General features: G+C 61.8%; 20 protein-coding genes and 1 tRNA gene. 12 read left to right on the top strand and 9 right to left on the bottom strand.

Annotation, left to right across the window (positions count from 1 at the left end; all coding sequences use genetic code 11):
* Positions 1-379: 379 nt before the first annotated feature.
* From M727_RS35840 to M727_RS39095, 4 genes are all read right to left on the bottom strand, one after another.
* Complete coding sequence (locus tag M727_RS35840) at positions 380-1,066, bottom strand: hypothetical protein (RefSeq protein ID WP_084646632.1); 687 nt, start codon at positions 1,064-1,066, stop codon at positions 380-382.
* A gap of 205 nt (positions 1,067-1,271) precedes the next feature.
* Positions 1,272-1,793: an isoprenylcysteine carboxylmethyltransferase family protein gene (locus tag M727_RS35835; protein WP_245268443.1), complete on the bottom strand. Its 522-nt coding sequence runs from the start codon at positions 1,791-1,793 to the stop codon at positions 1,272-1,274.
* Between the two features lie 153 nt (positions 1,794-1,946).
* The gene (locus M727_RS42275) at positions 1,947-2,273 is read right to left on the bottom strand and encodes a hypothetical protein (RefSeq protein WP_027151659.1); all 327 of its coding nucleotides are present in this window, start codon (positions 2,271-2,273) and stop codon (positions 1,947-1,949) included.
* Between the two features lie 322 nt (positions 2,274-2,595).
* Entirely contained in the window at positions 2,596-3,189 is a 594-nt protein-coding gene (locus tag M727_RS39095; protein WP_051505515.1) for a VOC family protein, read from the bottom strand.
* A 289-nt stretch (positions 3,190-3,478) separates the two neighbouring features.
* On the opposite strand from M727_RS39095, the gene M727_RS0104440 reads away from it, so the two are divergent.
* The gene (locus M727_RS0104440) at positions 3,479-3,952 is read left to right on the top strand and encodes a VOC family protein (protein WP_027151658.1); all 474 of its coding nucleotides are present in this window, start codon (positions 3,479-3,481) and stop codon (positions 3,950-3,952) included.
* Between the two features lie 64 nt (positions 3,953-4,016).
* Here the strand turns inward: M727_RS0104440 and M727_RS39090 are convergent, their stop codons facing one another.
* Genes M727_RS39090 through M727_RS0104425 form a run of 3 tightly spaced genes read right to left on the bottom strand, consistent with a single transcriptional unit; the run spans position 4,017 to position 6,484 of the window.
* Positions 4,017-4,820, bottom strand: coding sequence for an alpha/beta hydrolase (locus M727_RS39090; protein ID WP_051505514.1), 804 nt, complete (start codon positions 4,818-4,820; stop codon positions 4,017-4,019).
* A 44-nt stretch (positions 4,821-4,864) separates the two neighbouring features.
* Positions 4,865-5,728 (bottom strand): prephenate dehydratase, encoded by an 864-nt coding sequence (locus M727_RS0104430; protein WP_027151657.1) that lies wholly within the window; start codon positions 5,726-5,728, stop codon positions 4,865-4,867.
* A gap of 27 nt (positions 5,729-5,755) precedes the next feature.
* Positions 5,756-6,484 carry a 3-deoxy-manno-octulosonate cytidylyltransferase gene (locus M727_RS0104425; protein WP_027151656.1) on the bottom strand — a complete coding sequence of 243 codons (729 nt, stop codon included), beginning with the start codon at positions 6,482-6,484 and terminating at the stop codon, positions 5,756-5,758.
* A 193-nt stretch (positions 6,485-6,677) separates the two neighbouring features.
* Between M727_RS0104425 and M727_RS0104420 the strand changes: the two genes are divergently transcribed.
* The 7 genes from M727_RS0104420 to M727_RS0104390 all read left to right on the top strand — a co-directional run bounded on the left by M727_RS0104420 (position 6,678) and on the right by M727_RS0104390 (position 16,302).
* The gene (locus M727_RS0104420) at positions 6,678-7,370 is read left to right on the top strand and encodes a cytochrome c family protein (RefSeq protein WP_027151655.1); all 693 of its coding nucleotides are present in this window, start codon (positions 6,678-6,680) and stop codon (positions 7,368-7,370) included.
* Between the two features lie 159 nt (positions 7,371-7,529).
* A complete protein-coding gene (locus tag M727_RS0104415) occupies positions 7,530-9,407 on the top strand; it encodes an extracellular solute-binding protein (RefSeq protein ID WP_027151654.1) in 1,878 nt (625 codons plus the stop codon).
* Positions 9,407-11,293 (top strand): extracellular solute-binding protein, encoded by a 1,887-nt coding sequence (locus M727_RS0104410; protein ID WP_027151653.1) that lies wholly within the window; start codon positions 9,407-9,409, stop codon positions 11,291-11,293. Before M727_RS0104415 ends, M727_RS0104410 begins: the two co-directional genes overlap by 1 nt.
* A gap of 174 nt (positions 11,294-11,467) precedes the next feature.
* Complete coding sequence (locus tag M727_RS0104405) at positions 11,468-12,562, top strand: microcin C ABC transporter permease YejB (protein WP_027151652.1); 1,095 nt, start codon at positions 11,468-11,470, stop codon at positions 12,560-12,562.
* Complete coding sequence (locus M727_RS0104400) at positions 12,562-13,701, top strand: ABC transporter permease (RefSeq protein ID WP_027151651.1); 1,140 nt, start codon at positions 12,562-12,564, stop codon at positions 13,699-13,701. Before M727_RS0104405 ends, M727_RS0104400 begins: the two co-directional genes overlap by 1 nt.
* Positions 13,698-15,329, top strand: coding sequence for an ABC transporter ATP-binding protein (locus M727_RS0104395; protein WP_027151650.1), 1,632 nt, complete (start codon positions 13,698-13,700; stop codon positions 15,327-15,329). Before M727_RS0104400 ends, M727_RS0104395 begins: the two co-directional genes overlap by 4 nt.
* Before the next feature lie 31 nt (positions 15,330-15,360).
* Entirely contained in the window at positions 15,361-16,302 is a 942-nt protein-coding gene (locus M727_RS0104390) for a glyoxylate/hydroxypyruvate reductase A (protein WP_027151649.1), read from the top strand.
* Here M727_RS0104390 and M727_RS0104385 read toward each other — a convergent pair.
* Positions 16,299-16,631 (bottom strand): hypothetical protein, encoded by a 333-nt coding sequence (locus M727_RS0104385; RefSeq protein WP_027151648.1) that lies wholly within the window; start codon positions 16,629-16,631, stop codon positions 16,299-16,301. The genes M727_RS0104390 and M727_RS0104385 overlap by 4 nt on opposite strands.
* A gap of 216 nt (positions 16,632-16,847) precedes the next feature.
* Here M727_RS0104385 and M727_RS0104380 point away from each other — a divergent pair, with 216 nt between their 5' ends.
* Together M727_RS0104380 and M727_RS0104375 are read left to right on the top strand one after the other, a co-directional pair.
* Complete coding sequence (locus M727_RS0104380; protein ID WP_027151647.1) at positions 16,848-17,858, top strand: ligase-associated DNA damage response exonuclease; 1,011 nt, start codon at positions 16,848-16,850, stop codon at positions 17,856-17,858.
* 76 nt (positions 17,859-17,934) lie between these two features.
* Positions 17,935-19,536: a cisplatin damage response ATP-dependent DNA ligase gene (locus tag M727_RS0104375; RefSeq protein WP_027151646.1), complete on the top strand. Its 1,602-nt coding sequence runs from the start codon at positions 17,935-17,937 to the stop codon at positions 19,534-19,536.
* A 107-nt stretch (positions 19,537-19,643) separates the two neighbouring features.
* Here M727_RS0104375 and M727_RS0104370 read toward each other — a convergent pair whose 3' ends face one another.
* On the bottom strand, positions 19,644-20,882 hold the full coding sequence (locus M727_RS0104370) for a hypothetical protein (RefSeq protein ID WP_027151645.1): 1,239 nt from the start codon (positions 20,880-20,882) through the stop codon (positions 19,644-19,646).
* Positions 20,883-21,222: 340 nt separating this feature from the next.
* Here M727_RS0104370 and M727_RS0104365 point away from each other — a divergent pair.
* Positions 21,223-21,298, top strand: a tRNA-Thr gene (locus tag M727_RS0104365).
* A 171-nt stretch (positions 21,299-21,469) separates the two neighbouring features.
* Positions 21,470-23,593: a P-loop NTPase fold protein gene (locus tag M727_RS0104360; protein ID WP_027151644.1), complete on the top strand. Its 2,124-nt coding sequence runs from the start codon at positions 21,470-21,472 to the stop codon at positions 23,591-23,593.
* Positions 23,594-23,614: the final 21 nt, after the last annotated feature.

Here is a 23,614-nt window from a genome sequence, read left to right as displayed (position 1 = left end):
AGGCTCCAGGTGATCGAATGGCGCCATCGTGCGTCACGTCGTTGATCGAGATCAGGCTCCGCATCTCGTCGCCTTCTTTCTTCGATTGTGGCAAGCAAAGGACGAATGTCGAGCCGGAATTCCGACATCTGGATGAGAGAAGTTCGCGGGATCTGGGAGTGATCTCGCAGTCAGCCCGGTGCTGTCGCCGCGCCGGAAGATGGCGTGAGATTCGGGTCCAAGTCCGGCGAAGATTGGCTTCTTGAGCCCGTTGTCCCACATGTGACTGGCGCTGTCCTGGCGTTGCCGAGATTGCGTTCGTTGAGCGCCCGCGGCGAGCGCGTGCGCTCCGAGCGTCACCTGCCGCTCGGCGCGAGCCGATCGGCAGGTGGGCTGGGTCTTACTGGCCTGATGTATGCTGGTGGGCGTGTGGCGCACCGGGATTGTGATGCGCGCAGGTCACCCGCGGATTGAACTGGGCGAAGATGCCGTTCGGGTTTTCTCGATAGAGCCAGACATGCCGGTCGTGATGCGGCTCGAAGTCATGCGCCTCATCGACGGGCGTCGCCGGGTCGTCGATCATAGTGTCCCAGGGAACGCCGTGGAACGAAGGCGGGGCGTGGTGGCCGGCTTCCTTCCACGCTTTCGCGAAGACGAGATTCTCCACCGCGATCAGCTCGAGCGATCCGTCGGCCTGCGGCTCGTAGACGAGGACCGCGGGCTTGCCGAAGTCCGCATGCGTGCCGGTGCCGTCGACGCGCGGGTTGGGCGGAGCGGTGATGCCGAGCATATCGGGGCGAAAGTAATGGAGGCCCATAGCCCCTAATTTCCGCGGCTGTCCGGTCATTTCGGCGGTCTCGCACATGTTTGCGGGATCGCGGATGTAGCCCTCCGCGGGCGCGACATTGACGTCGCGGAACCGCTCCGTTGCATGGCGGATTTCGGCAAGGCTCGGCTCTCCGGGGGCAGGCAACGACGATGCGTCGATCCGCGCTGCCTCCGCCGGTGTCAGCGGAGCGGCCGGGGCGGCGGCGGTAGTTATGATCGCGATTGCAGACGCGACAAAGGTTGTTGATCTTGAGGTCATCTGGATGATCTCCTGTATTCCTATCTTGTGATGACGTGGTAAGTATGCCTGTAATTGGAACACTTAGTTTCTCTCGACGTCCCGAGGCAGCCTGGCTACCACCACAATGTTTATGCAGTATGTCTTGATTGTTTCATTTGAAATGCATCGGTTTGGTTGATTTATAATCACCTCTGATTATACTGAAGCGTCCCAACTGACGGAATCAGTCTGTCAGTAGCCAGGGAAGTGCTTGCGCATCGCTCTTTCCTCCTGGAGTATGCGGATGCCAAGCGGCACCGCGTAAATCGCCAGGCCGACCATAAGAGTGAAAAAGGCGTGCAGCGTAAGCGCGAAACCCAAGGAGCTCGGGGAGAATGTTGAGATAATAGTTCGGATGGCGAACCCACCGAAAAAGAGGGTGCGTTATCAGCACATGGTCTCGGGCGATCATTAGCTTTACCGTCCAGAAACGACCAAGCAGAAACGCGACGACCAGCAACATCACGGCACCGAAGCCATACAGGGCTAGCCCGATGATCGTGACGAGGTCGAAAGACGTCGGTCGAGCTAGGCCTTCAATCGAAGCTGCGATGTAAAAGGTAATGTGGGCCAGGGCGAGCCAGCGCGAGTTCCGCGAACCGTACTCGATCGCCCGATTCTCTCGCAGCGCTTTTTCATTTCGCATCGAGATCGCAAGCATCACGATGCGAAAGACAATGGCTGCGATGATGAACAAGATAAGCATGCGGACGCATTCCAATCATAAGTTTCACCGCGTCGACGGAAGCTACAGTCGTAGCCAGTGGTGCCGCCATACGGACGGCAATAATCCGGCCGCAGCGACTCTCAATCCGAGAGCCGCCACGCCGGTCGGTCTCTTTCGCGGCGCTGCCGGTCGTCACCTGTCTCTTCTTGGCCGCGCGAAGCGCGCGGAGGAGGAAATCAGCGCGTTGAGCGGCTCGGCTGCATCGGTCAGCGCGCGTGATTGCCTCGCACCGAGGATCGGCAGAGCCGTCTTGTCGATCAGTCCGATCTGCGCAAGCACCGAAGCTTGGTCCCAATAGATGTGCTCGCTTTCGACCCGGCCGTCCTGAATTGAAACGATAGCGACCACCGGGATGTTCACTGGCCTGCCGGTCGGCTCGACGCCGGGCAGGATCCACGGCATCTCGATATCGTGAATGAAAGAGAACAGAAACTCGTCGACGATGCGTTTCTCTCCCACGGTCTGTGAGATGAGATCGAGCCTGGTGCTTTGCGGACTGCGGCCAATAAAGGACGTCGCATAGAAGTTCCGGACGTTGTCCCAGCCGCGCCGCCGGTGGCGACCGGTACATGAATGACGTGTGGGTCGTTGACCATGGTCTGCATGGTTGAATCGACGTCCTTGGTGATGAATTCGTGATCCATATGGGCCTGCCAGAGGTCCGTCATGTCGTGGCCAGGCGCAGCGGTACGCGTCCGCGATAGCGGTGTCGTCATTGCTATTTCCTCGTTAGGTGTGAGAATTGAATGGTGGGAAGGATGAAAGAGCGACCCGCTCCGCGCTATGACGCGGATGCGAAGGGCAGAGATTGTGGCGTCTGTACACTCGCCTGCCGCATCAGTTGCTCGACCTCCTGCCGCAACGCCTCTTCGGGCAGCGTCAAATCGAGCGGATCCCCGTAAGGCTGGCCGAAGGCCATACCGGTCGCCCAGTAGACTTCGACGAGATTTCCCTCAGGGTCTTCGAAATAGAATGCAAGCGACACACCGTGATTGAAAGCCATCTTGATCGGCAGCCCCATGTCGACGATGCGCGTGTAAGCGGCGCGCAGATCGGCCAATGTGCCAACCTTGAATGCGATGTGGCGCAAGGCAGGATTGGTGAAGATCGCGATCTGATGGGAGTCTTCGGCCGGATCGCTGCTCAGGAAGGCGGTGGCGCCGAACGGGTATTCTTCGCCACTGCCGCCGACCACCTGAAGGCCGAGGACATCCTCATAAAATCGCGCGAGCGCAGCCGGGTTTTCGGCGACCATGCCGACGTGGCGAAGACCAACGATCCGTGGCGCGGTCGGCCTGCCTGTTTTGTTCTCAGTTACGATGGCGGGATCGGACCGATCGACGGCGATCCCGCTTCTGAAGTGCTTCGTAGTCATGGTAACAAACTCCGTGTTGACTCAATTCCGTCCGCTCGTCGATCCGATGCGAACGAAGGCGGAGCGAAAAATTCGCGGAGGACGTTACATTCTGATTTCAGGAGCGAAGGAATCTGCTTTCAATCGAAACACCTTCCGCAACCCGCCTGTCATGCACATGGCCGGCCGCCCTGTGATGGTGTGCAAAAAGGCCAACTCCAGTCATCGCAGGGTGGAGAAAAGTGGTTGGCTACCTATTTCGGATGAGGGCGGATGGGGAACTTGGCCTCAAAGCGAAAGGAACCCGCAAATGGCAAAGAACACGATTTGCCTCTGGTACGATAAGGACGCAGAGGCCGCCGCCCGCTTCTACTCCGAGATATTTCCTGACAGCGTGGTGGGTGCTGTGCACCGTGCACCCAGTGACTACCCGGCCGGCAAGGAAGGCGAGGTGTTGACGGTCGAATTCACAGTCGCGGGCCTTCCTTGTATCGGCCTCAACGGGGGTCCCGAGTTCAAGCACAACGAAGCGTTCTCGTTCCAGATCGCCACCGACGATCAAGAGGAGACCGACCGCTATTGGAATGCCATCGTCGGCAATGGCGGCGAGGAGAGCGTGTGCGGCTGGTGCAAAGACAAATGGGGGATTTCCTGGCAAATCACGCCGCGCGTGCTGACTGACGCGATGGCGGCTGGCGGCGACGAGGCAAAGCGCGCGTTTGATGCGATGATCACCATGGTGAAAATCGACGTCGCCGCGATCGAGGCGGCGCGGCGCGGTTGACGCCCCATTGTGTCTTGCGGCCAAATTGCTGCCAGAGCTTGTCCGTTCGCCACCCAACTGCTCGTCAATCGCGCGTGACCGCCGCAACGGAGGCGCGTAGCGCTCCGGCGAAGTCGGGATGGCCATAGAGGTCGTTGTGGCCAGCCGCTATGGCGATGTGGCTGCGCAGGTCACGGGCAGCCTCGCGCAGAGGTGCCGAACGCGCCGCAGGTACGATGGTGTCGTTCTCGGCGGTGATGACGGCCGTGGGCACATCGAGGTTGCGCAGCGTTTCTGCCGTCTCGATGCGGTGCCGCAGCAAGAGGCGAACCGGCAGCCAGGGATAGTGGTGAGCGGCGAGTTCTCTGAGCGAATCGAAGGGAGTAACCATGATGATGCCGCGCAGGGGCCGGGCCGTCGCCAGATCGGCCGCAACCGCAGCGCCGATGCTAAGGCCGACGGCGACGATGCCGGCTTTGGCGTCGCCGGCCAGATGGTCATGGGCGCGTCGCGCGTCATCGAGCAGGGCCGCGGCCGACGGGCTTCCGCTGCTCGGCGCATAGCCGCGGTAGTGCAGCGCAGCGACCTCATGTTCGGGAAATAGCTGGTGCAGCATAAGGGCAAGCGCGTCGGCGTTCCAGGCGTTGCCGGCGAACCCCAGCAGCAGCGGGCGTGGCTCGGCCGGCGCCTGCCTTCCCGGCAGGCGGACCAGAACGACGCGCTCGCCATCCTCAGTCGCCAGTTCGACATGGCGGACCCCGGCCGGCAGATCGGGTCCGGACGCCGCAAGGCCGGCCGGAAAGATCAGCCAGGACTGGAGCGCATACACGACGGCAACAATCACTGCATACAATCCAGCGACCGCAAGCGTCAGTTTCAGAAGCCACATCGCAGCAATGTCGCCCGGCGCCGGTCACCTGGCAAGGCGCTGCGCTAATCCGCCACCTTCCATTGCTCGCGCGACTGGCTGGCCGGGTAGACGCCCAGAATCCGCATTTCGCGCGAGAAGAAGGCAAGCTCGTCGAGCGCCAGTTTTACCAGCGGATCGTCGGGATGACCCTCGATGTCGGCATAGAACAGGGTCGCGGTGAATGCGCCGAGTTGGTAGCTCTCCAGCTTGGTCATGTTGATGCCGTTGGTGGCGAAGCCGCCCATCGCCTTGTAGAGCGCGGCCGGCACGTTGCGGACGCGGAAGATGAACGTCGTCATCATCCTGGCCTCGGACGAGGGACGTTCGGCCCACTGCCTGTTCCTGGTCAGCACGACGAAGCGGGTGACGTTGCTGTCGGTGTCCTCGACATTCTGCTCGATGATGTCGAGCCCATAGAGCGTCGAGGCCAGAGCCGGCGCCAGCGCCGCCATGGTGCGGTCCTTCAGCTCTGCGACCAGCTTGGCGGCGCCCGCCGTGTCGCCGGCGACCACCGGCTTCCAGCCGTTCTTGCGGATATATTTGCGGCACTGGCCGAGCGCATGGATGTGGCTGTGCACGGTCTTGATCTGGTCGCGCCTGACGCCCGGCAGAACCATCAGCTGGAAATGGATCGGCAGGAAATATTCGCCGACGATGTGCAGCTTCGATTCCGGCAGGAGATGATGGATGTCGGCGACGCGCCCGGCAATCGTGTTCTCGATCGGGATCATGGCGAGGTCGGCTTTGCCGGTCTCGACCGCGTTGAAAGCATCCTCGAAGGTCGGACACGGCAACGGCTCCATATCAGGGAACATGTTGCGGCAGGCGGTGTCGGAATTGGCGCCCGGCTCGCCCTGGAAGGCTATTCTGTTGGTTTTTTCGGGCATGCCAAATGTCTCAGGTGTCCAAATGTCTCAGGTTGAAAGGACAGTTCTGGCGCGTTCGAGATCGTCCGGCGTGTCGACGCCGAACGGCGCCGACTGCACGATCTCGGCGTCGATGCGCATGCCGGCCTCCAGCGCCCGCAATTGCTCGAGCTTCTCGCGCCGTTCCAGCGGCGACGGCTTCAGCGCGACGAAGCGCTCGAGCGCCGAGCGGCGATAGGCATAGAGGCCGATGTGATGATAGAGCGGCCCCTCGCCCCAGGGTGCGGTGGCGCGGGTGAAATAGAGGGCCCGCAACCGTGTCTCCGACAGCGGCGAGCCGACGATCTTGACGACATTCGGATTGGTCTTTTCCTCGTCGCGGACGATCTCGATGCCAAGAGTGGCGATGTCGACCGTCGCATCCTCGAAAGGCCTCAGTGCGGCATTGATGATGTCGGGATCGATTGTCGGCAGGTCGCCTTGCACATTGACGATCGTTTCGACCTTGCGCCCGGGATCCAGCGTGGCCAGCGCCTCGAAGATGCGGTCGGAGCCCGATTCGTGGCCGACGCGCGTCATCACCGCCTCGAAACCGTGCGTCCGCACCGCGTCCGCCACGCTGTCAGTATCGGTAGCGACCACCACCCGGCCGAGCCCGGCCTCGGCGGCGCGGCGGGCGACATGGACGATCATCGGAACGCCGGCGATGTCGGCCAGCGGCTTGCCCGGCAGGCGGGTCGAGGCCATGCGGGCCGGGATGAGGATGAGCGTGGACATCGGGTGATGAAGCATCCGAAAAAGAGGAAGGGAAAAGTGGCAAAAGGTCTCACTGGAAGCGCCCTTATAGGTGTTGCAACGCCAGAGCAAAAGACCTAGTTTCCGCCCGATTTGACCGCCTCGCGGGGTGGTTCACGATTACCGACGGACGGAGTGGACGGATCGGTCCGCCGGAAAAGGGAGCCTGGGGCGTATGGACTCTTTCGAAATCAACAAGCTGATCGGCGGCCTGCTCGGAACCGTGTTCGTCGTCTTCTCGGTCGGCATCATATCCGACGCGCTGTTCGCCTCCCCAGCACCGGAAAAACCCGGCTACGCCATCGAGGCGACCGAGGAGCCTGCCGAGGGCGGCCCGGCAGCCCCCGCCGAAGCCAAGCCGATCGCCGACCTCCTGGCCAACGCCAATGTCGAGGCGGGTGCGTCCGTGTTCAAGAAGTGCCAGGCCTGCCACACCGGCGAAAAAGGCGGACCGAACAAGGTCGGCCCTGATCTCTGGGATATCGTCGACCGTCCCATCGCCGAGCATGCGGGCTTTGCCTATTCGGCCGGCATGAAAGAGTTTTCCAAGGGCGGCGCGGAAAAATGGACGTACGACCACCTCAATAACTTTCTGCTTTCGCCGAAGAAGCTGGTGAAGGGCACGGCGATGGGCTTCGCCGGCCTGCCGAAGGACGAGGACCGCGCCAACGTCATCGCCTATCTGCGCACGCTGTCGGACAGTCCGAAGCCGCTGCCGACACCCGGCGCTTCGGCCGAGAATGCAGCCGCGCCCGCCGAGGGCGCCGCGCCGGCCAAGCCGGCAGAGGGTGAAGCACCGGGCGCCCCTGCTGCTCCAGCCCCCGCTGCTCCGGCCCCTGCTGCTCCCGCACCAGCTCCGGCGCAATAACGCAATTGTAATCGAAACATTCCTTGAAAAAGCCGGGTTCAGCCCGGCTTTTTCAATGGGAAAAGCGCATGTACGGCGACAAAGCCGGCCTGTCGCGGTTTTCATGAGCGTCAAATGATCTAGATTGTCCGCTAGCAGCTATCGCACAGAGGAGAAGGCATGACGGTTGGCCGAACGTTTCTCAGATCGATGCTGGTTGTGGCGGCTTTCGCCGGCGGCCTGCAGGCAGCCTTGGCGGACGAATGGCGCACCACCTCGTCGCTGATCGGCGACTCCAAATATGGCGACAACTTCCAGCACTATGATTACGTCAATCCGGACGCGCCGAAGGGCGGCACGCTGAATTCGGTGGTGCTCGGCACGTTCGACAGCTTCAATCCGTATATCGTCCAGGGTTCCGCCGCGGCTGGATTCGCCCCGTTCGGCGGCGGATTGCTCTACGACACGCTGATGGAGCAGGCAACCGACGAAGGCAGCGTCAGCCATCCGCTGATCGCCGACGCCTACAAACACCCCGGCGACTATTCCTCTGCGACCTACCGTCTTGATCCGCGGGCCAAATGGCATGACGGCAAGCCGATCACCACCGACGACGTGATCTGGTCTTTTCAGGTGCTGAAGGCCAACAGCCCGATGTACAGCCGCTATTTCGAGAATGTCACCGATGCGGTCGCGGTTTCCGACCGCGAGGTAGAATTCCATTTCGACCAGAAGGGCAACCGGGAGTTGCCCAAGATTCTCGGCGATCTCGTCGTGCTGCCGAAGCATTGGTGGGAAGGTACCGACGCCACCGGCAAGAAACGCGACATCACCAGGCCGACGCAGGATCCGCCGCTCGGCTCGGCCGCCTACAAGATCGCCAGCTTCAAGCCGGGCTCTGAAATCATCTGGCAGAGGGTTCCGGACTACTGGGCTGCCAAACTGCCGGTGAAGATCGGCCGCGAGAATTTCGACAGGCAGCGTTTCAGCTACTTTCTCGACGACAATGCCTCCTGGCAGGCCTTCACCAAGGGCGGACTGCATGACATCAGGTCGGAAAACAGTTCGAGGCGCTGGAACACCGCCTATAATTTCCCGGCGGTCCAGGCAGGCGACGTCATCAAGCAGGAATTCAAGACCGCCTCACCCGAACCGATGCAGGCCTTCATGCTCAACACAAGGCGTCCGCTGTTTGGGGATCGTCTGGTACGCGCCGCGCTGACTTACCCGCTCGACTTCGAGGCCATGAATCGTACCTTGTTCTTCGGTTCCAACACCCGTACCAGCAGTTACTTCCAAGGCACCGAACTGGCATCGAGCGGCCTGCCACAAGGCAAGGAGCTGGAAATCCTTGAGCCATATCGCGACAAGCTGCCGCCCGAAGTCTTCACCCAGGAATTCAAGCTGCCGGTCTACGATTCGCCGCAGGCGGAACGCAAGTATCTCAAGACTGCGGTCGATCTCTTCGCCAAGGCGGGCTGGGTGATCAAGGGCGGCAAGATGGTCAATGCCAAGACAGGCGAGCCGTTCAAGTTCGAAATCCTCGGCTGGAACGATACCGACCAGGTCCTTTCCAGTCCCTATATCGCCAATCTGCGCAAGATCGGCGTCGACGCCACGCTGCGGCTGATCGACCAGACCCAATACATCAACCGCGTCAACAATTTCGATTTCGACGTCACCATATCGCAGTTGGGGCAGTCGGATTCGCCTGGCAACGAGCAGCGTGACTTCTGGAGTTCCAAGTCCGCAGACACGCCTGGATCGCGCAACTACGCCGGCATCAAGAATCCGGTCGTCGATGCGCTGGTCGACCGCGTCATCTTCGCGACCGACCGTGACGATCTGGTTGCTGCCACCCATGCGCTCGACCGGGTGCTGCTGTGGAATTACTATGTCGTGCCGCAACACCATCGGTCGGCGGTCTGGATAGCGTACTGGAACAAGTTCGGCATCCCGGAAAAGCAGCCGGCCTATAGCGGCGTCGACCAGAATTCCTGGTGGATCGATGCGGACAAGGAAAACGCGCTGGCGGCAAAATACAAGAGTGGCAATTGATGGCGGCGCTCCCCCGCCGCGTCTCGCTGGCCCGCCGCGACTTTCTGGCCTTGGGCGTCGCGGCCACGACGGCAGCGCTGTTGCCCGGCCGCGCCTTCGCCGCCATCCCGACGGGGGTCAAGCTGCATGGTCTGTCGGCCTTCGGCGACCTCAAATATTCCCCAGGTTTCACGCATTTCGACTATGTCAATCCGGACGCGCCCAAGGGCGGCCAGATGAATTTCGCACCGCCGAACTCCACTTTCAATCAGAGCTTCCTGACGTTCAACACGCTGAATTCCCTGGTGTTGAGAGGGGAATCGCCGCCGCGCACCGAACTCTGTTTCGATTCGCTGATGGCTAGCGCACTCGATGAGCCGGATGCGGTCTATGGCCGGCTTGCCGAGTCGGTTACCTTGTCGCCGGACCGCAATGGCTTCCGCTTCAGCCTGCGACCGCAAGCACGCTTCCACGACGGCTCGCCAATGACCGCGGAGGACGTCGCCTTCGCATTGAAGCTTTACAAGGATAAGGGCCATCCGAACCTCTCCCAGGCGTTGCGGCATATGACGGAAGCGGTTGCGGCCGATCCGGTTACCGTGGACCTCACCTTCAACGGCAAACAATCCGCGCAGAATATCCTTGCGATCGTCGCCATGCCGATCGTGTCCAAAGCCTTTTATACGGTCAATGATTTCGATGCCTCGACGATGACACCGCCGCTCGGCTCCGGACCTTACAAAATAGGGCGCGTGGCGGCCGGACAGACCGTCGAATATGAGCGCGTCGCCGACTATTGGGGCAGGGATCTGGCCGTGAACCGCGGCGTCTATAATTTCGACCGCATCCGCATCGATTTTTACATCAATCGCCAGGCAGCGTTTGAAGCCCTGAAGAAGGGGGACACGCATTTTCGCGAAGAATTTACCTCGCGGGTATGGGCAACCGGTTACGACTTTCCGGCACTGAAGGACGGCCGGGTCGTCAAACGCGAATTTCCCGGCGAGAAAACGCCATCCATGCAGGCTGTCGCGCTGAACCAGCGTCGTGCTCAATTCGGCGATGTGCGCGTCAGACGCGCGATCGCCAATTGCTTCGATTTCGAATGGACCAAGCGGGTTCTGTTTTACGGCGCCTACGAGCGCTCGCAATCGAATTTCGAGCGGTCGGATTACAAGGCCGAGGGCCTGCCCTCGCCCGAGGAATTGGCCCTGCTGGAGCCGTTCCGAGCCGAGTTGCCGCCGGAAACCTTCGGCGAAGCGGTGATGCAGCCTGTCTCCGACGGTTCGGGCCACGACCGCAAGCTGCTGCGCGCGGCTTCGAGACTGCTTGCCGAAGCCGGCTGGAAGCGGGCGGGCAATTTCGTTGTCAATGAAAAGGGCGAGCCACTGCGGGTGGAAATGCTGGCCGAGGACGACGGCATCGTTCGGCTTTTGTCGCCGTGGGCCGAGAACATGAAAACGATCGGCATCGACGCTTCGATCCGGCAGGTCGATTCGACGCAATATGAACAGCGGCAGAGCAATTTCGATTTCGATTTCACCCTGCTCGCCTGGTCGATCGGGGCGACGCCGACTGCCGACGGCCTGGAGATACTCTACGATTCGCGGATGGCGAAAACGCCGGGGATGCGAAATTATCCCGGCACGGAAAGCAAGGCCATCGATGCACTGATCGAGGCAGCCGGCAAGGCGCAGAGCCGGGTCGAACTGATCACGGCGCTCAAAGCGCTCGATCGGGTCTTGCGCGCGCGGCTAGACTGGATTCCAACATATTATCTCGCGAATCACCGAGTCGCCTATTGGGACATGTTCGGCTTTCCCGAGCAGAAGCCCGATTTCGGCTTTCCGGTCGAGGCGCTGTGGTGGTTCGACAAGGACAAGGCGGCAAAGATTGGCAAAGGGTGAGATGTTGCACAGCACTTCACCCTCCCCCTTGTGGGGAGGGTCGGTGAGCAGTCCGCGCACTGCGCGGATGGCGAACCGGGGTGGGGGTGCCGGCGCATGCATTGACGTGAAAGCACCCCCACCCCNCNCCNCTTCGCGGATCGACCCTCCCCACAAGGGGGAGGGTAAAAACTGATGGGCGCCTATATCCTGCGCCGCATCCTGCTGATGATCCCGACCTTGTTCGGCATCATGGCGGTGTCGTTCGCCGTCATCCAGTTCGCGCCGGGCGGGCCGGTCGAGCAGGTCATCGCCCGGCTGACCAACCAGGGCGGCAGCGATCGCCTTGGCGGCGGCGGCGGTGACGCCGGCGCCAGCAATTTCGACGTGGCCGGCGATGCCGGTTCGAGATATCGCGGCGCGCAAGGGCTCGACCCCGAATTCATCGCCAAGCTGGAAAAGCAGTTCGGCTTCGACAAGCCGCCGCTCGAGCGCTTCGGCATGATGCTGTGGAACTATTTCCGGTTCGATTTCGGCGACAGCTATTTCCGCGACATTTCAGTGATCGATCTGATCCTGGAGAAGATGCCGGTGTCGATCTCGATCGGGTTGTGGATCACGCTGCTGTCCTACCTGATCTCGATCCCGCTCGGCATCCGCAAGGCAGTCAAGGACGGCTCGGCATTCGACGTATGGACCAGCGGCGTCGTCATTGTCGGCTACGCCATTCCGGGCTTCCTGTTCGGCATCTTGCTGATGGTGCTGTTTGCCGGCGGATCGTTCTACGACTGGTTCCCGCTGCGCGGCATCACCTCCGACAATTGGGACCAGTTGTCCTGGCCGGCGCGGATCGTCGACTATCTCTGGCACATGACCTTGCCGCTGACGGCGCTGGTGCTGTCGGCCTTCGCCACCACGACGCTGCTGACCAAGAATTCGTTCCTCGAGGAAATCCGCAAGCAATATGTGGTGACCGCGCGCGCCAAGGGTCTGTCGGAACGGCGGGTTCTCTACGGTCACGTCTTCCGCAACGCCATGCTGATCGTCGTCGCCGGCTTTCCCGGCGCCTTCATCTCGGCCTTCTTCACCGGCTCGCTCCTGATCGAGAACATCTTTTCGCTCGACGGCCTCGGCCTGCTCGGTTTCAGGTCGGTGGTCGAGCGCGACTATCCGGTGGTGTTCGCCAATCTCTACATCTTCTCGCTGCTTGGTCTGATCGTCGGGCTGCTGTCCGACCTGATCTATACCTGGGTCGACCCGCGCATCGACTTCGAGCGGAGAGACGTCTGATGGCCGGGGCCGCAGCCGAAACGGCGCCGGGCCGGAGCGCACGGCCCTGGCTGTCGCCGCTCAACCAGCGGCGGCTGCAGAATTTCAGGGCCAACCGGCGCGGCTACTGGTCGTTGTGGATCTTCCTCGTGCTTTTCGTGCTGTCGCTGTTTTCCGAATGGATCGCCAACGACAAGCCGGTCCTCGTCTCCTACAAGGGCGAAATCCTGTTTCCGGTCGTGGTCGCTTATCCCGAAGAGAAGTTCGGCGGCTTTTATGCGGTCACCGACTATCGCGACCCGGTCATCCAGGACGAGATCAATGCTCATGGCTGGATGATCTGGCCGCCCGTCCGCTACTCCTACCGGACCGTCAACAACGCCATTCCCGAGGCCGCACCAACCAAGCCGTCTTGGCTCTATGACACCAAGACACGTTGCAACCAGTATCCGCAAGGCGCCGCCGACCCCAATTGCGTCGTCGGCAACTGGAACTGGCTGGGCACCGACGACCAGGCGCGCGACGTGCTGGCGCGCGTCATCTACGGATTCAGGGTCTCGGTGCTGTTCGGCCTGATCCTCACCGCCGGCTCGGCGGTGATCGGCGTGACGGCCGGCGCATTGCAGGGTTATTTCGGCGGCTGGACCGACCTTCTGTTCCAGCGCTTCATAGAAATCTGGTCGGCGATCCCGGTGCTTTATCTGCTCCTCATCGTCGCCGCCATCCTGCCGCCCGGCTTCTTCATCCTGCTCGGGCTGATGCTGCTGTTCTCCTGGGTAGCGCTGGTCGGCGTGGTGCGGGCCGAGTTCCTGCGCGCCCGCAACTTCGAATATGTCAACGCCGCGCGCGCGCTGGGCGTACCCAACGGTACGATCATGTTCCGGCATCTGTTGCCCAACGCCATGGTGGCGACGCTGACCTTCCTGCCCTTCCTGCTCAGTGGCTCGATCTCGACGCTGACCTCGCTCGACTATCTTGGCTTCGGCCTGCCGCCCGGCTCGGCCTCGCTGGGCGAGCTTCTCAAGCAGGCGCAGCGCAACCTCAACGCGCCGTGGCTCGGCATTTCGGGGTTCGTCGTCATCTCGCTGATGCTGTCGCTGCTGGTCTTCGTCGGCGAGGCGACCCGCGACGCCTTCGATCCGCGCAAGACGTTCAGATGAGCGACGCCCCTCTCCTCTCCGTGCGCGATCTCAGCGTCGCCTTCGCGCAGGAAGGCCGCCAATCGATGGCGGTCGACCACATCTCCTTCGACATCGCCAAGGGCGAAACGGTGGCGCTGGTCGGCGAATCCGGCTCCGGCAAGTCGGTCTCGGCGCTGTCGGTGCTGAAGCTGCTGCCCTATCCGGCCGCCAGCCATCCGTCGGGAAAGATCCTGTTCCAGGGCGCCGACCTGCTCGCCGCCGACGAGAAGGCATTGCGCCGCGTGCGCGGCAACAAGATCACCATGATCTTTCAGGAGCCGATGACCTCGCTCAACCCGCTGCACACGATCGAGCAGCAGATCGTGGAGGTGCTGACGCTGCACCAGGGACTGGGTGACCGCCAGGCCAAGGCGCGCACGCTGGAGCTGCTCAACGAGGTCGGCATCCGCGAGCCGGAGAAGCGGCTCGACGCTTATCCGCACCAGCTTTCCGGCGGCCAGCGCCAGCGCGTCATGATCGCCATGGCGCTGGCCAACGAGCCGGAACTGCTGATCGCCGACGAGCCGACGACCGCACTCGACGTCACCGTGCAGGCGCAGATCCTCGAACTGCTCGCGGAGTTGAAGAGCCGCAAAGGCATGTCGATGCTGTTCATCACCCACGATCTCGGCATCGTCAGAAAGATCGCCGACCGGGTCTGCGTGATGACCAAGGGCAAGATCGTCGAGACCGGGCCGACGAAGGAAATCTTCGCCAACCCGCAGCACAGCTATACGCGGCATCTGCTTGCCGCCGAACCCAAGGGCAAGCCGCCCGCCGCCAACGCAGCCGCCAGGCCAGTGATGACCGGCCAGGACATAAAAGTCTGGTTTCCGATCAAGAAAGGCTTTTTCCGGCGCACTGTCGACAATGTGAAGGCGGTCGACGGCATCGACGTCACCGTGCGCGCCGGCCAGACGCTCGGCGTCGTCGGCGAATCCGGATCGGGCAAGACGACGCTCGGCCTGGCGCTGGCCAGGATGATGTCGTCGACCGGGACCATTCAGTTCAACGGGCGCGATATCAACGAGCTGTCATTCAACGCCATGCGGCCGCTGCGGCGCGAGCTGCAGATCGTCTTCCAGGATCCGTTCGGGTCGTTGAGTCCGCGCATGTCGGTCTCCGAGATCATCGAGGAAGGGCTGAAGATCCACGAGCCGAAACTGTCGCCCGATGAGCGCGACAAGCGCATTGTCGATGTGCTCGGTGAAGTCGGGCTCGATCCCGCCACGCGCAATCGCTATCCGCACGAGTTTTCCGGCGGCCAGCGCCAACGCATCGCCATCGCCCGCGCCATGGTGCTCAACCCGCGCTTCGTCATGCTGGACGAGCCGACCTCGGCGCTCGACATGAGCGTGCAGGCGCAGGTGGTCGACCTTCTGCGCAGCCTGCAGGCGAAGCACGACCTCGCCTATCTGTTCATCAGCCACGATCTGAAGGTCATCCGTGCGCTTGCCAACGACGTCATCGTCATGCGCAATGGCAGGATCGTCGAGGCCGGTCCGTCCGAACAGATTTTCGAACGGCCGCAGACCGACTATACCAAGGCGCTGATCTCGGCCGCATTCAGGATCGAAACGGCGCCGGTCGGCATCGTCAGCGAGTAGGCTGTACCGCATAAAGGAAAAAGAACCCGCCATGGAAAAAGGCCGTGTCCTGCTTGCCCTCACCGGTATCCATCCAGGCCGTTGGCGCGAACTCTTGGCGGCCGAACGCGAGGTGGTGCTCGAGCCGGAAGGCGCCAGCGATCCTTCGATCACCTATGCGGTGGTTTGGAAGCAGCGGCCGAACCTTCTGTCGTCCCTGCCCAATCTGCGCGCTGTCTTTTCGATCGGCGCCGGCGTCGACCACATCTTCGCCGATCCCACTTTGCCCGACGTGCCGATCGTCAAGGTCGTGGCCGACAATTTGACCCAGTACATGACCGAGTATGTCGTCTGGCGGGTGCTCGATCATCACCGTCAAGGCATGCTCTACCGGACGCAGCAGCAAAAGAAGATCTGGCACGAGTCGCCGCAGCGGCCGGCCGGCGACATCTCCGTCGGCATCATGGGGCTCGGCACGCTTGGCCGCGCGGCGGCGTCGGTGCTTTTGTCGCTCGGCTTTGCGGTCAATGGCTGGTCGCGCGGCGACAGGCCGGTGAAAGGCGTTTCGACCTATGCCGGCGAGGCCGGCTTGATCCCCTTCCTGAACGCCACCGATATCCTGGTGGTGCTGTTGCCGCTTACGCCGCAGACGCAAGGCATCATCAATTACGGCGTGCTGAAGGAGTTGAGGAAACGCAACGGCCTCGGCGGCTCAGTGCTGATCAACGCCGGGCGCGGCAAGTTGCAGAAGGACGCCGACATTCTGCGTGCGCTGGAGGACGGCACGCTCAAGGAGGCGAGCCTCGACGTGTTCGAGGTCGAGCCGCTGCCGAAGACCAGCCGGCTGTGGAACCACCCGAAGGTGTTCGTGACCCCGCATGCGGCGGCGACCTCCGATCCCGTGCATCTGGTGCCGATCATGCTGCGCCAGATGGCCGCCTTCGAGCGCGGCGAGAAGCTCGAGAACGTCGTCGATCGCAACGCCGGGTATTAACCCGGCTTGCCGCATTCGCGGCGGGCGATCGACCGGTTCATGGCGTCGATCCGGCCGCTTGCCTGTTCGACGTCGCGCTGGGCCTTGGAACGGGCGTCCGGCGTGAACGGGCCGAGGCCCACCCCGGGATCGGAGAAGGACGGCTTGGCATCCAGTGGAAGGCGGTATTGCTGCGCCAGCCGGTTTCGTTGCGCCAGCAATTGATCGCAAGGCACGCTGTCATATTGCAGCGAGGACTGGACATTCGCGTCCTGTCGCTCGGCAATCGAGGTGCCGACGCAACCGGCTATTGCCAGGCAAGATGCCAACACCACCAAGTTCCAGCGCATGCAACGTCCTCCGTGTCAGTGTCCTGCCCTTTCGGGCACGCGAATCGGACTTTTTCGCAGCCGCCGCCACGTGTGGCGCAGGTGAACGAAAAGGGTCGCCGGACAAGGCCTGATGCGATTTCGCGATGGAGATCCCGCCGGCAGTTGCCTGTATGCCGAGTCAGCAGTCACTTGCAACAGGCTTCCCGCGCCGGAATTAGCAACTATCTTGGAGCCATGCGCGCCAGCGACCTGCTTCACCCTCGGCCCGAGGGCCTTTATTGCCCGCCCGGCGATTTCTTCATCGATCCGGTGCGGCCGGTCAGCCGGGCGCTGATCACACACGGCCATTCCGACCATGCCCGTTCCGGCCACCGCTCGGTGCTGGCTACACAACAGACGCTGGACATCATGCGGCTGCGCTACGGCGAGGGTTTTGCCGGGACGACGCAAGCGGCAGCACTTGGCGAGGCGATTGCGCTGAACGGCGTCACCGTAACCTTCCATCCGGCCGGCCATGTGCTGGGCTCGGCGCAGATCGAGGTCGTGCATCAGGGCTCATGCATCGTCGCTTCGGGCGACTACAAGCGCCAGAGGGACGCGACTTGCGAGCCGTTCGAACCGGTCAAGTGTGACGTGTTCATCACCGAGGCGACTTTCGGCCTGCCGGTGTTCCGTCATCCGCCCGATACCGAAGAGATCGCCCGCCTGCTGAAATCGACGGCGCAGTTTCCCGAACGCGCGCATCTGGTCGGCGCCTATGCGCTCGGCAAGGCGCAGCGCGTCATGCGCTTGCTGCGCGACGCCGGCTACGACAGGCCGATCTATATCCACGGCGCGCTGGCCAAGCTCAGCGACTACTATCAGAGCCAGGGCATCGAGCTCGGGACGCTGGAGCCGGCGACCGTCGAAAGCAGTGGCAAGGAGGATTTCACCGGCGCCATCGTCGTCGGCCCGCCCTCGGCCTTCGCCGACCGCTGGGCGCGGCGCTTTCCCGATCCGATCTCGTGCTTTGCCTCCGGCTGGATGCGCATCCGCCAGCGCGCCAAGCAGGGCGGCGTCGAGCTGCCGCTGATCGTTTCCGACCATGCCGACTGGGACGAACTGACCGCCACGATAAGGGAGACCGGCGCCGGGGAAATCTGGGTGACGCATGGCCGCGAGGAGGCCCTGGTGCGCTGGTGCGAACTCGAAGGCATCGCTGCGCGGCCGCTGCATCTCGTCGGCTACGAGGACGAGGGCGATTGATGGTGGTCACGGCCGATGTAGCGCTTCACGGCGGCGCGACAGAACGCAAGGCTGGCCCATTGGCGCGGCCCGCATCATGAACCGCTTCGCCGAACTCCTCGACCGCCTCGTGCTGACGCCGTCGCGCAACGGCAAGCTGACGCTGCTGAGCGATTATTTCCGCAGCGTCGAGGATCCGGATCGCGGCCTGGCGCTGGCTGCCATCACCGGCGACCTGACCATCGCGGCGGTCAAGCCGGCGATGCTGCGCGCGCTGGTCATGGAGCGCATGGACCCGGTGCTGTTCGGCTATTCCTACGACTATGTCGGCGACCTGGCGGAGACCGTGTCGCTGGTCTGGCCGCAATCACCGGCGGATATCGCCAACCATGAGCCGACGCTCGCCGAGGTCGTCGCGAAATTGCAGGCGGCGAGCCGTTCCGACGGGCCGAAGGTGCTGGCCCGGCTGCTCGACAGCGCCAGCATCTCGGCGCGCTTCGCCGTAATCAAGCTGGTCACCGGCGGCCTGCGCATCGGCGTTTCGGCGCGGCTGGCCAAGCAGGCGCTGGCCGATCTCGGCAAGGTCGACATCGCCGAGATCGAAGAACTCTGGCACGGGCTGACGCCGCCCTATGCCGAGCTGTTCGCCTGGCTGGAGGGCAAGGCAGACAAACCCAAGAAGACAGGGCTGGCGCTGTTCCGGCCGGTGATGCTGTCCAACCCGATCGGTGACGGCGACCTCGAAAAGCTCGACGCGGCCGACTACGCCGCCGAGTGGAAATGGGACGGCATCCGCGTCCAGGCGGTATCGGAAGGCGGTGTTCGCCGGCTCTATTCGCGCACCGGCGACGATGTCTCCGGGGCTTTTCCTGACCTCGCAGAGGCGATGGATTTCTCCGCCACGCTCGACGGCGAGCTTCTGGTCGGCGATCCCCGGCAGGCGACCGGCACGTTCTCGGACCTGCAGCAGCGGCTGAACCGCAAGAGCGTGACACCGAAGATCCAGCAGCAATACCCGGCCTTCGTGCGCTGCTACGACGTGCTTCAGATCGGCGACGAGGACTTGCGCACGCACCCTTTCCGCGAGCGGCGCGGCCACCTCGAAGCCTTCGTGCAGACGCTCGACCCGAGCCGCTTCGATCTTTCGCCGCTTGTCGAATTCACCGACTGGCAGGCGCTGGAGGAAATGCGCCGCAAGCCGCTTCATCCGGTGATCGAAGGCGTGATGCTGAAGCGCTGGGATTCGCCCTATCTCACCGGCCGGCCGAAAGGCCCATGGTTCAAATGGAAGCGCGATCCGCACACAATCGACGCCGTGCTGATGTATGCCCAGCGCGGCCACGGCAAGCGTTCGAGTTTCTATTCCGATTACACGTTCGGCGTGTGGTCCGGCCCGGAAGGATCGGAGGAACTGGTGCCGGTGGGGAAAGCCTATTTCGGTTTCACCGACGAGGAACTAAGGCAGATCGACAAATATGTCCGCGACAACACGATCGAGCGCTTCGGCCCGGTCCGCTCGGTGCGGGCCGACCGCAGACAAGGCCTGGTACTGGAGGTGGCGTTCGAAGGGCTTAACCGCTCGACACGGCACAAATCCGGTGTCGCCATGCGCTTTCCGCGCATTTCACGGCTGCGCTGGGACAAGCCGGCGGCCGAAGCCGACCGCATCGAGACGCTGCAGGCGCTGCTCGATAGTTAGAGCGACGTGCGTCCAATTGGACGCACAAAGTACGCTCTAAACAGTTATAATCTACGCATCGTGCTTTCCGAAAATCGATTCCGATTTTCGGGCCGATGCGTTGAGGCTCAAGGAACAATCGCGACGCGGATCTCGTAGATGTCGACCGACTTGCCCTGCTTGTCGAAGTCGGAATTGATGGCGATGGTGCCGGCAGCGCCCGGACGCTTGTCCGGAAACCGCACATCGAAGAGGTATTCGTTGCGCTCGTGGCCGACCGCGTAGCGCTTGCGGCCGCAGTCGCCGAGTTCGCCGAAATTGCAGTCGACGGAGATCTGCGTCTCCTGGCCCTCCTCGGAGCGGGCGATGATGTCGAACGTGGCGTGCTTGCCGGCGAGTTTGTCCAAGACGCCTTGCTCGACGTCGAAGCTGATCGCCGAACCGGAGGCGCCCGACCGGATGCGCAGGAAAGAACCGCTGTCATCCTGCATGACTCCGGCCTTGGCATCCGAAGGTGCGCTGACAAGCGTCGGGTCGCTCGGTGAAAACACATTGATCCAGTCGCGTGCCTCATCCGCCTCGCCGGCGTTCAGCGGCGGGGCCGTGTCGCCTGACGGCGTGAAATCATCGTCTTCCACCGTCGGTGGCGTTTGCGGCGGGGCGGTGTCGAGTTCGGCCGCCGACTTGAAGACGCCGGTCTGGGCAGCGAAATAGAGGCCGATGCCGGCGGCTGCGAGCAGAGTCACGCCGAGGAAGATCGCGGTGAGAGGCAGGCGGGGACCTCTCACCCGCCTGTCGTCGCGGTCGGGCATCACCTCTGCGTCGCCGTCACCGGCCGATTGGGGGGACGACAAGTCGATCTCCGGCGCATCGGGAAAAGCCGCTTCGGGCATGATGTCGGGAACGACCGGCAAGACGCGCGAGCGTGCCGCATCGGAAGCAGGGGGCGCGTCCGAAACAGGAGGCGCGACCGATGCAGGAGACTCCGCCGGACCGTCGACAATGACCTCAGGCGGCGGCGCCGGTTCAGCGTCGGCGCCGGCATCCGGTTCGGCATCGGCCCCGGGTTCGGCATCGGCATCGGCTTCGCTGCCAGCCGGCTGCTCCACAGCCGGTGCTGCAGCGTCGTCATCGGTCGGCCGGCCGACAGCGGGAACCGCCGGCAGGAATTCGGATTCGATTTCGGTTATCTTGGCCTGCACCGCCTTGCGGCGCTTGATGGCGACTTCCACCGTCACGTTCGGGTTGGCCTGCAGGGCGCGATCAAGCGCGGCGAAGGCCGATCGGTAGACCCGCTCGCGAAACGCGCGGTCTTCGGCATTGCCTTTCTCGAAGGCATTCCGGATCGCTTTTTCGATCGCGTCCAACGGGGACCCCTCTGCACGTACGGTCACATTGTCATGATCGTTAGCCGCAGGCGACCGATCAATCAACGGGCCAGCGGCCGCATTCTGCCTTGGCGAGGCATCCAATGCCGATTTCGGCGGTTTTCGGTAAAGGAATCAACATTTTTCGCCGGTTTCCCGATGCAGCGCCAACGCGACGTCGCACAACCTGGCGTTGAGGCTTCGCACAACCGCATGGCCGATCGGTGCGGCGGTCGCTTATAGGCCCGGGATGAGCCGACACGAATTGCCAAGTCCCATCTTGAATTTGTGGCGGGTTGCGTCTATCACCCAGCGCATCTTGGAGGCCTTGGCTTCCCGGGCCGCTTTAGCTCAGTTGGTAGAGCACATCATTCGTAATGATGGGGTCAGGTGTTCGAGTCACCTAAGCGGCACCACTTGTTTTCATTAAACTCTTTCTCCAAGAGCCCTGTGGGCTTGGGGACCACACCGGCCCACCGTCAGGGCTGGGGCCGCAAGGTTGGGGAGCGCCAACTCACACGTTGCGAGGCGATTGAGATTGTGTCGAAGCGTGTAACGTCGCCCGATTTTGTCTCTATGGGGGAAGCATGGCACAGGAACTTGATCGGCCTATTCAACAGAAGGACCAAGACAAACTTGGTAGAGGGCCATTTGTCGAGCAATTGACCGATGCCTTGGTGGACAAAAAAAACAAACGCTCGTCCGGTCTGGTTGTCTCTCTGTTAGGAGCGTGGGGCAGCGGAAAATCCAGCATCCTAAATCTGCTAGAGGCGGACCTCAAATCCCGGTACCAGAATGCAGTTGTCCTTCGGTTTGACCCTTGGCTGATCGCCAATCGAGATAGCTTGGTCAGGCAGTTCTTATCCGATTTGGGGAATGCTCTTTCAAAAGATGCGGGGGCGGCGAGCAAGGCCGCAAAGAAGGCGAGAGAACTCCTTTCAGAGTACGATGATGTAATTAACATTGGGATTGACGCGGTAGGTCTTCTGTCGTTTTCGCTGTTTTCAAGCGGTCTAAAGGCCGCAAAAGGCGCGCTCAAAAAGACCGAGAAGACGCTTCACCAACTTAAGACTGAGATAAACGAGACCATCAAAGATATTCCATACCCCATCGTGGTGTTGATCGACGAAGTTGATCGTTTGGACGATAGCGAAGTCTTGGAGATAATGCGACTTGTGAAGGCAGTCGCGGACTTTCCAAACGTGTCCTATTTGATCGCGTATGACGTGGACCGAGTTGTCGAAGCGTTAGGAGCAAGCGCGAGAACGGCCGAAGACGCAGGTAATCGTGGCCGGGCATACCTGGAAAAGATTGTTCAGCATCAGGTGTTTCTCCCGGCTCTGTTCGAAGCGGAGTTGATCGAAATGTTTCGGGGCGAGGTGAAGACCGTCGCCAGCGAAGCCGAATTCCCCGATTCACGCTACTCGGAAGACCGTTACACGGTGGTAGAAAATGCGATCTTTCCAACCCTCATCAAAACACCGCGCGACCTCAAGCGCTGTGTCGGCATTTTTCGTACCCTCTATCTGATGGTCAGGGGTGAGGTAAACTGGATTGACCTTCTTGGCTACGCAACGCTTCTAGCCAAGGCCCCATCTCTTACAGAGCGGATTAAGAGTGACCCAATATTCTTTTCGTCGGATTTCGGTCGCGGTGGAGCAGCCTATCTCAGATATGGGATGGACGCTCCAAGCGCGGCCGAGCAGTTAGCCGAGGTTCTTGGGGAAAACTACGAACGCAAGCGACCCGAAGCGAAGCTTATTCAGGCGCTTTTCCCACGATTTGTCGAGAAGGCGCGACTGAGTGATGATCACACCCGCATCGAGCATTATAGGGCTCTCAGCTTCTTAATCCGCCAAGGGACGCCACCCGGCTCGTTACCATTGCGGGCGGTGCAGAATGTCTTTGAGCTTAGTTCGGATGAACTCGTGCGATATTTTGGCGACTCCGTCAGCGCAGGTCAATTTGACGATCTGAATTACATCCTGTCCTACCATTATGCGAGTTTCGACAATTGCGACCATGTGAAGTTCTGGACCGCTATGGCCGAGTGGTGTCGAAAGCCAGATAGAACCATTCCTACATCGCACGACCCCCGTGTCGGCTATTTAGAAGTTATCGAAGGTTCGTTTCGATCTGCGGTGGGGAAATCCCCTCAATTGGCGAACGTCATCTTGGAGATTGTGCGGACCACGGCAGATGTCGGCGCGGTCGAGTTTGCCGCTCGTGTTCTGCGTGATCAGGTTTGGGCACATGGGCTTTTTGGCCGGGAGGGAAGGCACGATTTCCATAAAGTTGGAAAGGCCGCTGATTGGGAGAAAGCCTGCCAAGAGTTCGGAGCGCAGTGGAAAGAGGAGCACCTCGCATCAGACTGGTTTTTCGGCAATTGGAAGGAATCACCCGTATGGTTTCTTTCTGATGTCGGTGCGTGGGACGAACCATGCGTTCAACGGCTTAACGGTCTGACAGAAGACGAAGCCGCATTCGAGGCGTTCGTGATGATGGTTTTTGGTCGGCACTATCGCGTCGATAGATCGGGCGCAGAGAAGTTGATGGGGTGGGACAACTTCGCTCGCAAGCTTACGCGGCTACAGAACGGGAGTGCGGGCCGTGAATTTTCGAATGACGTGCGCGATGCCGTCGAAAAGGCGAAAGACTCGGTAATGGCTCGCGATCGGCCGACGCCAGATGTTGATGAGCCAGCCGCTTGATCGGCCAACCCAACCCATCCC

Source organism: Mesorhizobium sp. WSM2561, from assembly GCF_000513915.1.
Lineage (GTDB): Bacteria > Pseudomonadota > Alphaproteobacteria > Rhizobiales > Rhizobiaceae > Mesorhizobium > Mesorhizobium muleiense.
The sequence above is the reverse complement of the archived record's forward strand: the minus strand, read 5'-3'. Positions and strand labels throughout refer to the sequence as shown.

What these genes read in the sequence shown, in the direction of transcription:
- M727_RS0104410 (WP_027151653.1), top strand. Translation starts at nt 9,407, where the DNA reads ATGGCGGCGCTCCCCCGCCGCGTCTCGCTGGCCCGCCGCGACTTTCTG.
- M727_RS0104425 (WP_027151656.1), bottom strand. Translation starts at nt 6,484, where the DNA reads ATGTCCACGCTCATCCTCATCCCGGCCCGCATGGCCTCGACCCGCCTG.
- M727_RS35840 (WP_084646632.1), bottom strand. Translation starts at nt 1,066, where the DNA reads ATGACCTCAAGATCAACAACCTTTGTCGCGTCTGCAATCGCGATCATA.
- M727_RS0104400 (WP_027151651.1), top strand. Translation starts at nt 12,562, where the DNA reads ATGGCCGGGGCCGCAGCCGAAACGGCGCCGGGCCGGAGCGCACGGCCC.
- M727_RS39095 (WP_051505515.1), bottom strand. Translation starts at nt 3,189, where the DNA reads ATGACTACGAAGCACTTCAGAAGCGGGATCGCCGTCGATCGGTCCGAT.
- M727_RS0104395 (WP_027151650.1), top strand. Translation starts at nt 13,698, where the DNA reads ATGAGCGACGCCCCTCTCCTCTCCGTGCGCGATCTCAGCGTCGCCTTC.
- M727_RS39090 (WP_051505514.1), bottom strand. Translation starts at nt 4,820, where the DNA reads ATGTGGCTTCTGAAACTGACGCTTGCGGTCGCTGGATTGTATGCAGTG.
- M727_RS0104390 (WP_027151649.1), top strand. Translation starts at nt 15,361, where the DNA reads ATGGAAAAAGGCCGTGTCCTGCTTGCCCTCACCGGTATCCATCCAGGC.
- M727_RS0104380 (WP_027151647.1), top strand. Translation starts at nt 16,848, where the DNA reads ATGCGCGCCAGCGACCTGCTTCACCCTCGGCCCGAGGGCCTTTATTGC.
- M727_RS0104385 (WP_027151648.1), bottom strand. Translation starts at nt 16,631, where the DNA reads ATGCGCTGGAACTTGGTGGTGTTGGCATCTTGCCTGGCAATAGCCGGT.
- M727_RS0104420 (WP_027151655.1), top strand. Translation starts at nt 6,678, where the DNA reads ATGGACTCTTTCGAAATCAACAAGCTGATCGGCGGCCTGCTCGGAACC.
- M727_RS0104360 (WP_027151644.1), top strand. Translation starts at nt 21,470, where the DNA reads ATGGCACAGGAACTTGATCGGCCTATTCAACAGAAGGACCAAGACAAA.
- M727_RS0104440 (WP_027151658.1), top strand. Translation starts at nt 3,479, where the DNA reads ATGGCAAAGAACACGATTTGCCTCTGGTACGATAAGGACGCAGAGGCC.
- M727_RS0104375 (WP_027151646.1), top strand. Translation starts at nt 17,935, where the DNA reads ATGAACCGCTTCGCCGAACTCCTCGACCGCCTCGTGCTGACGCCGTCG.
- M727_RS0104405 (WP_027151652.1), top strand. Translation starts at nt 11,468, where the DNA reads ATGGGCGCCTATATCCTGCGCCGCATCCTGCTGATGATCCCGACCTTG.
- M727_RS0104415 (WP_027151654.1), top strand. Translation starts at nt 7,530, where the DNA reads ATGACGGTTGGCCGAACGTTTCTCAGATCGATGCTGGTTGTGGCGGCT.
- M727_RS0104430 (WP_027151657.1), bottom strand. Translation starts at nt 5,728, where the DNA reads ATGCCCGAAAAAACCAACAGAATAGCCTTCCAGGGCGAGCCGGGCGCC.
- M727_RS35835 (WP_245268443.1), bottom strand. Translation starts at nt 1,793, where the DNA reads ATGCTTATCTTGTTCATCATCGCAGCCATTGTCTTTCGCATCGTGATG.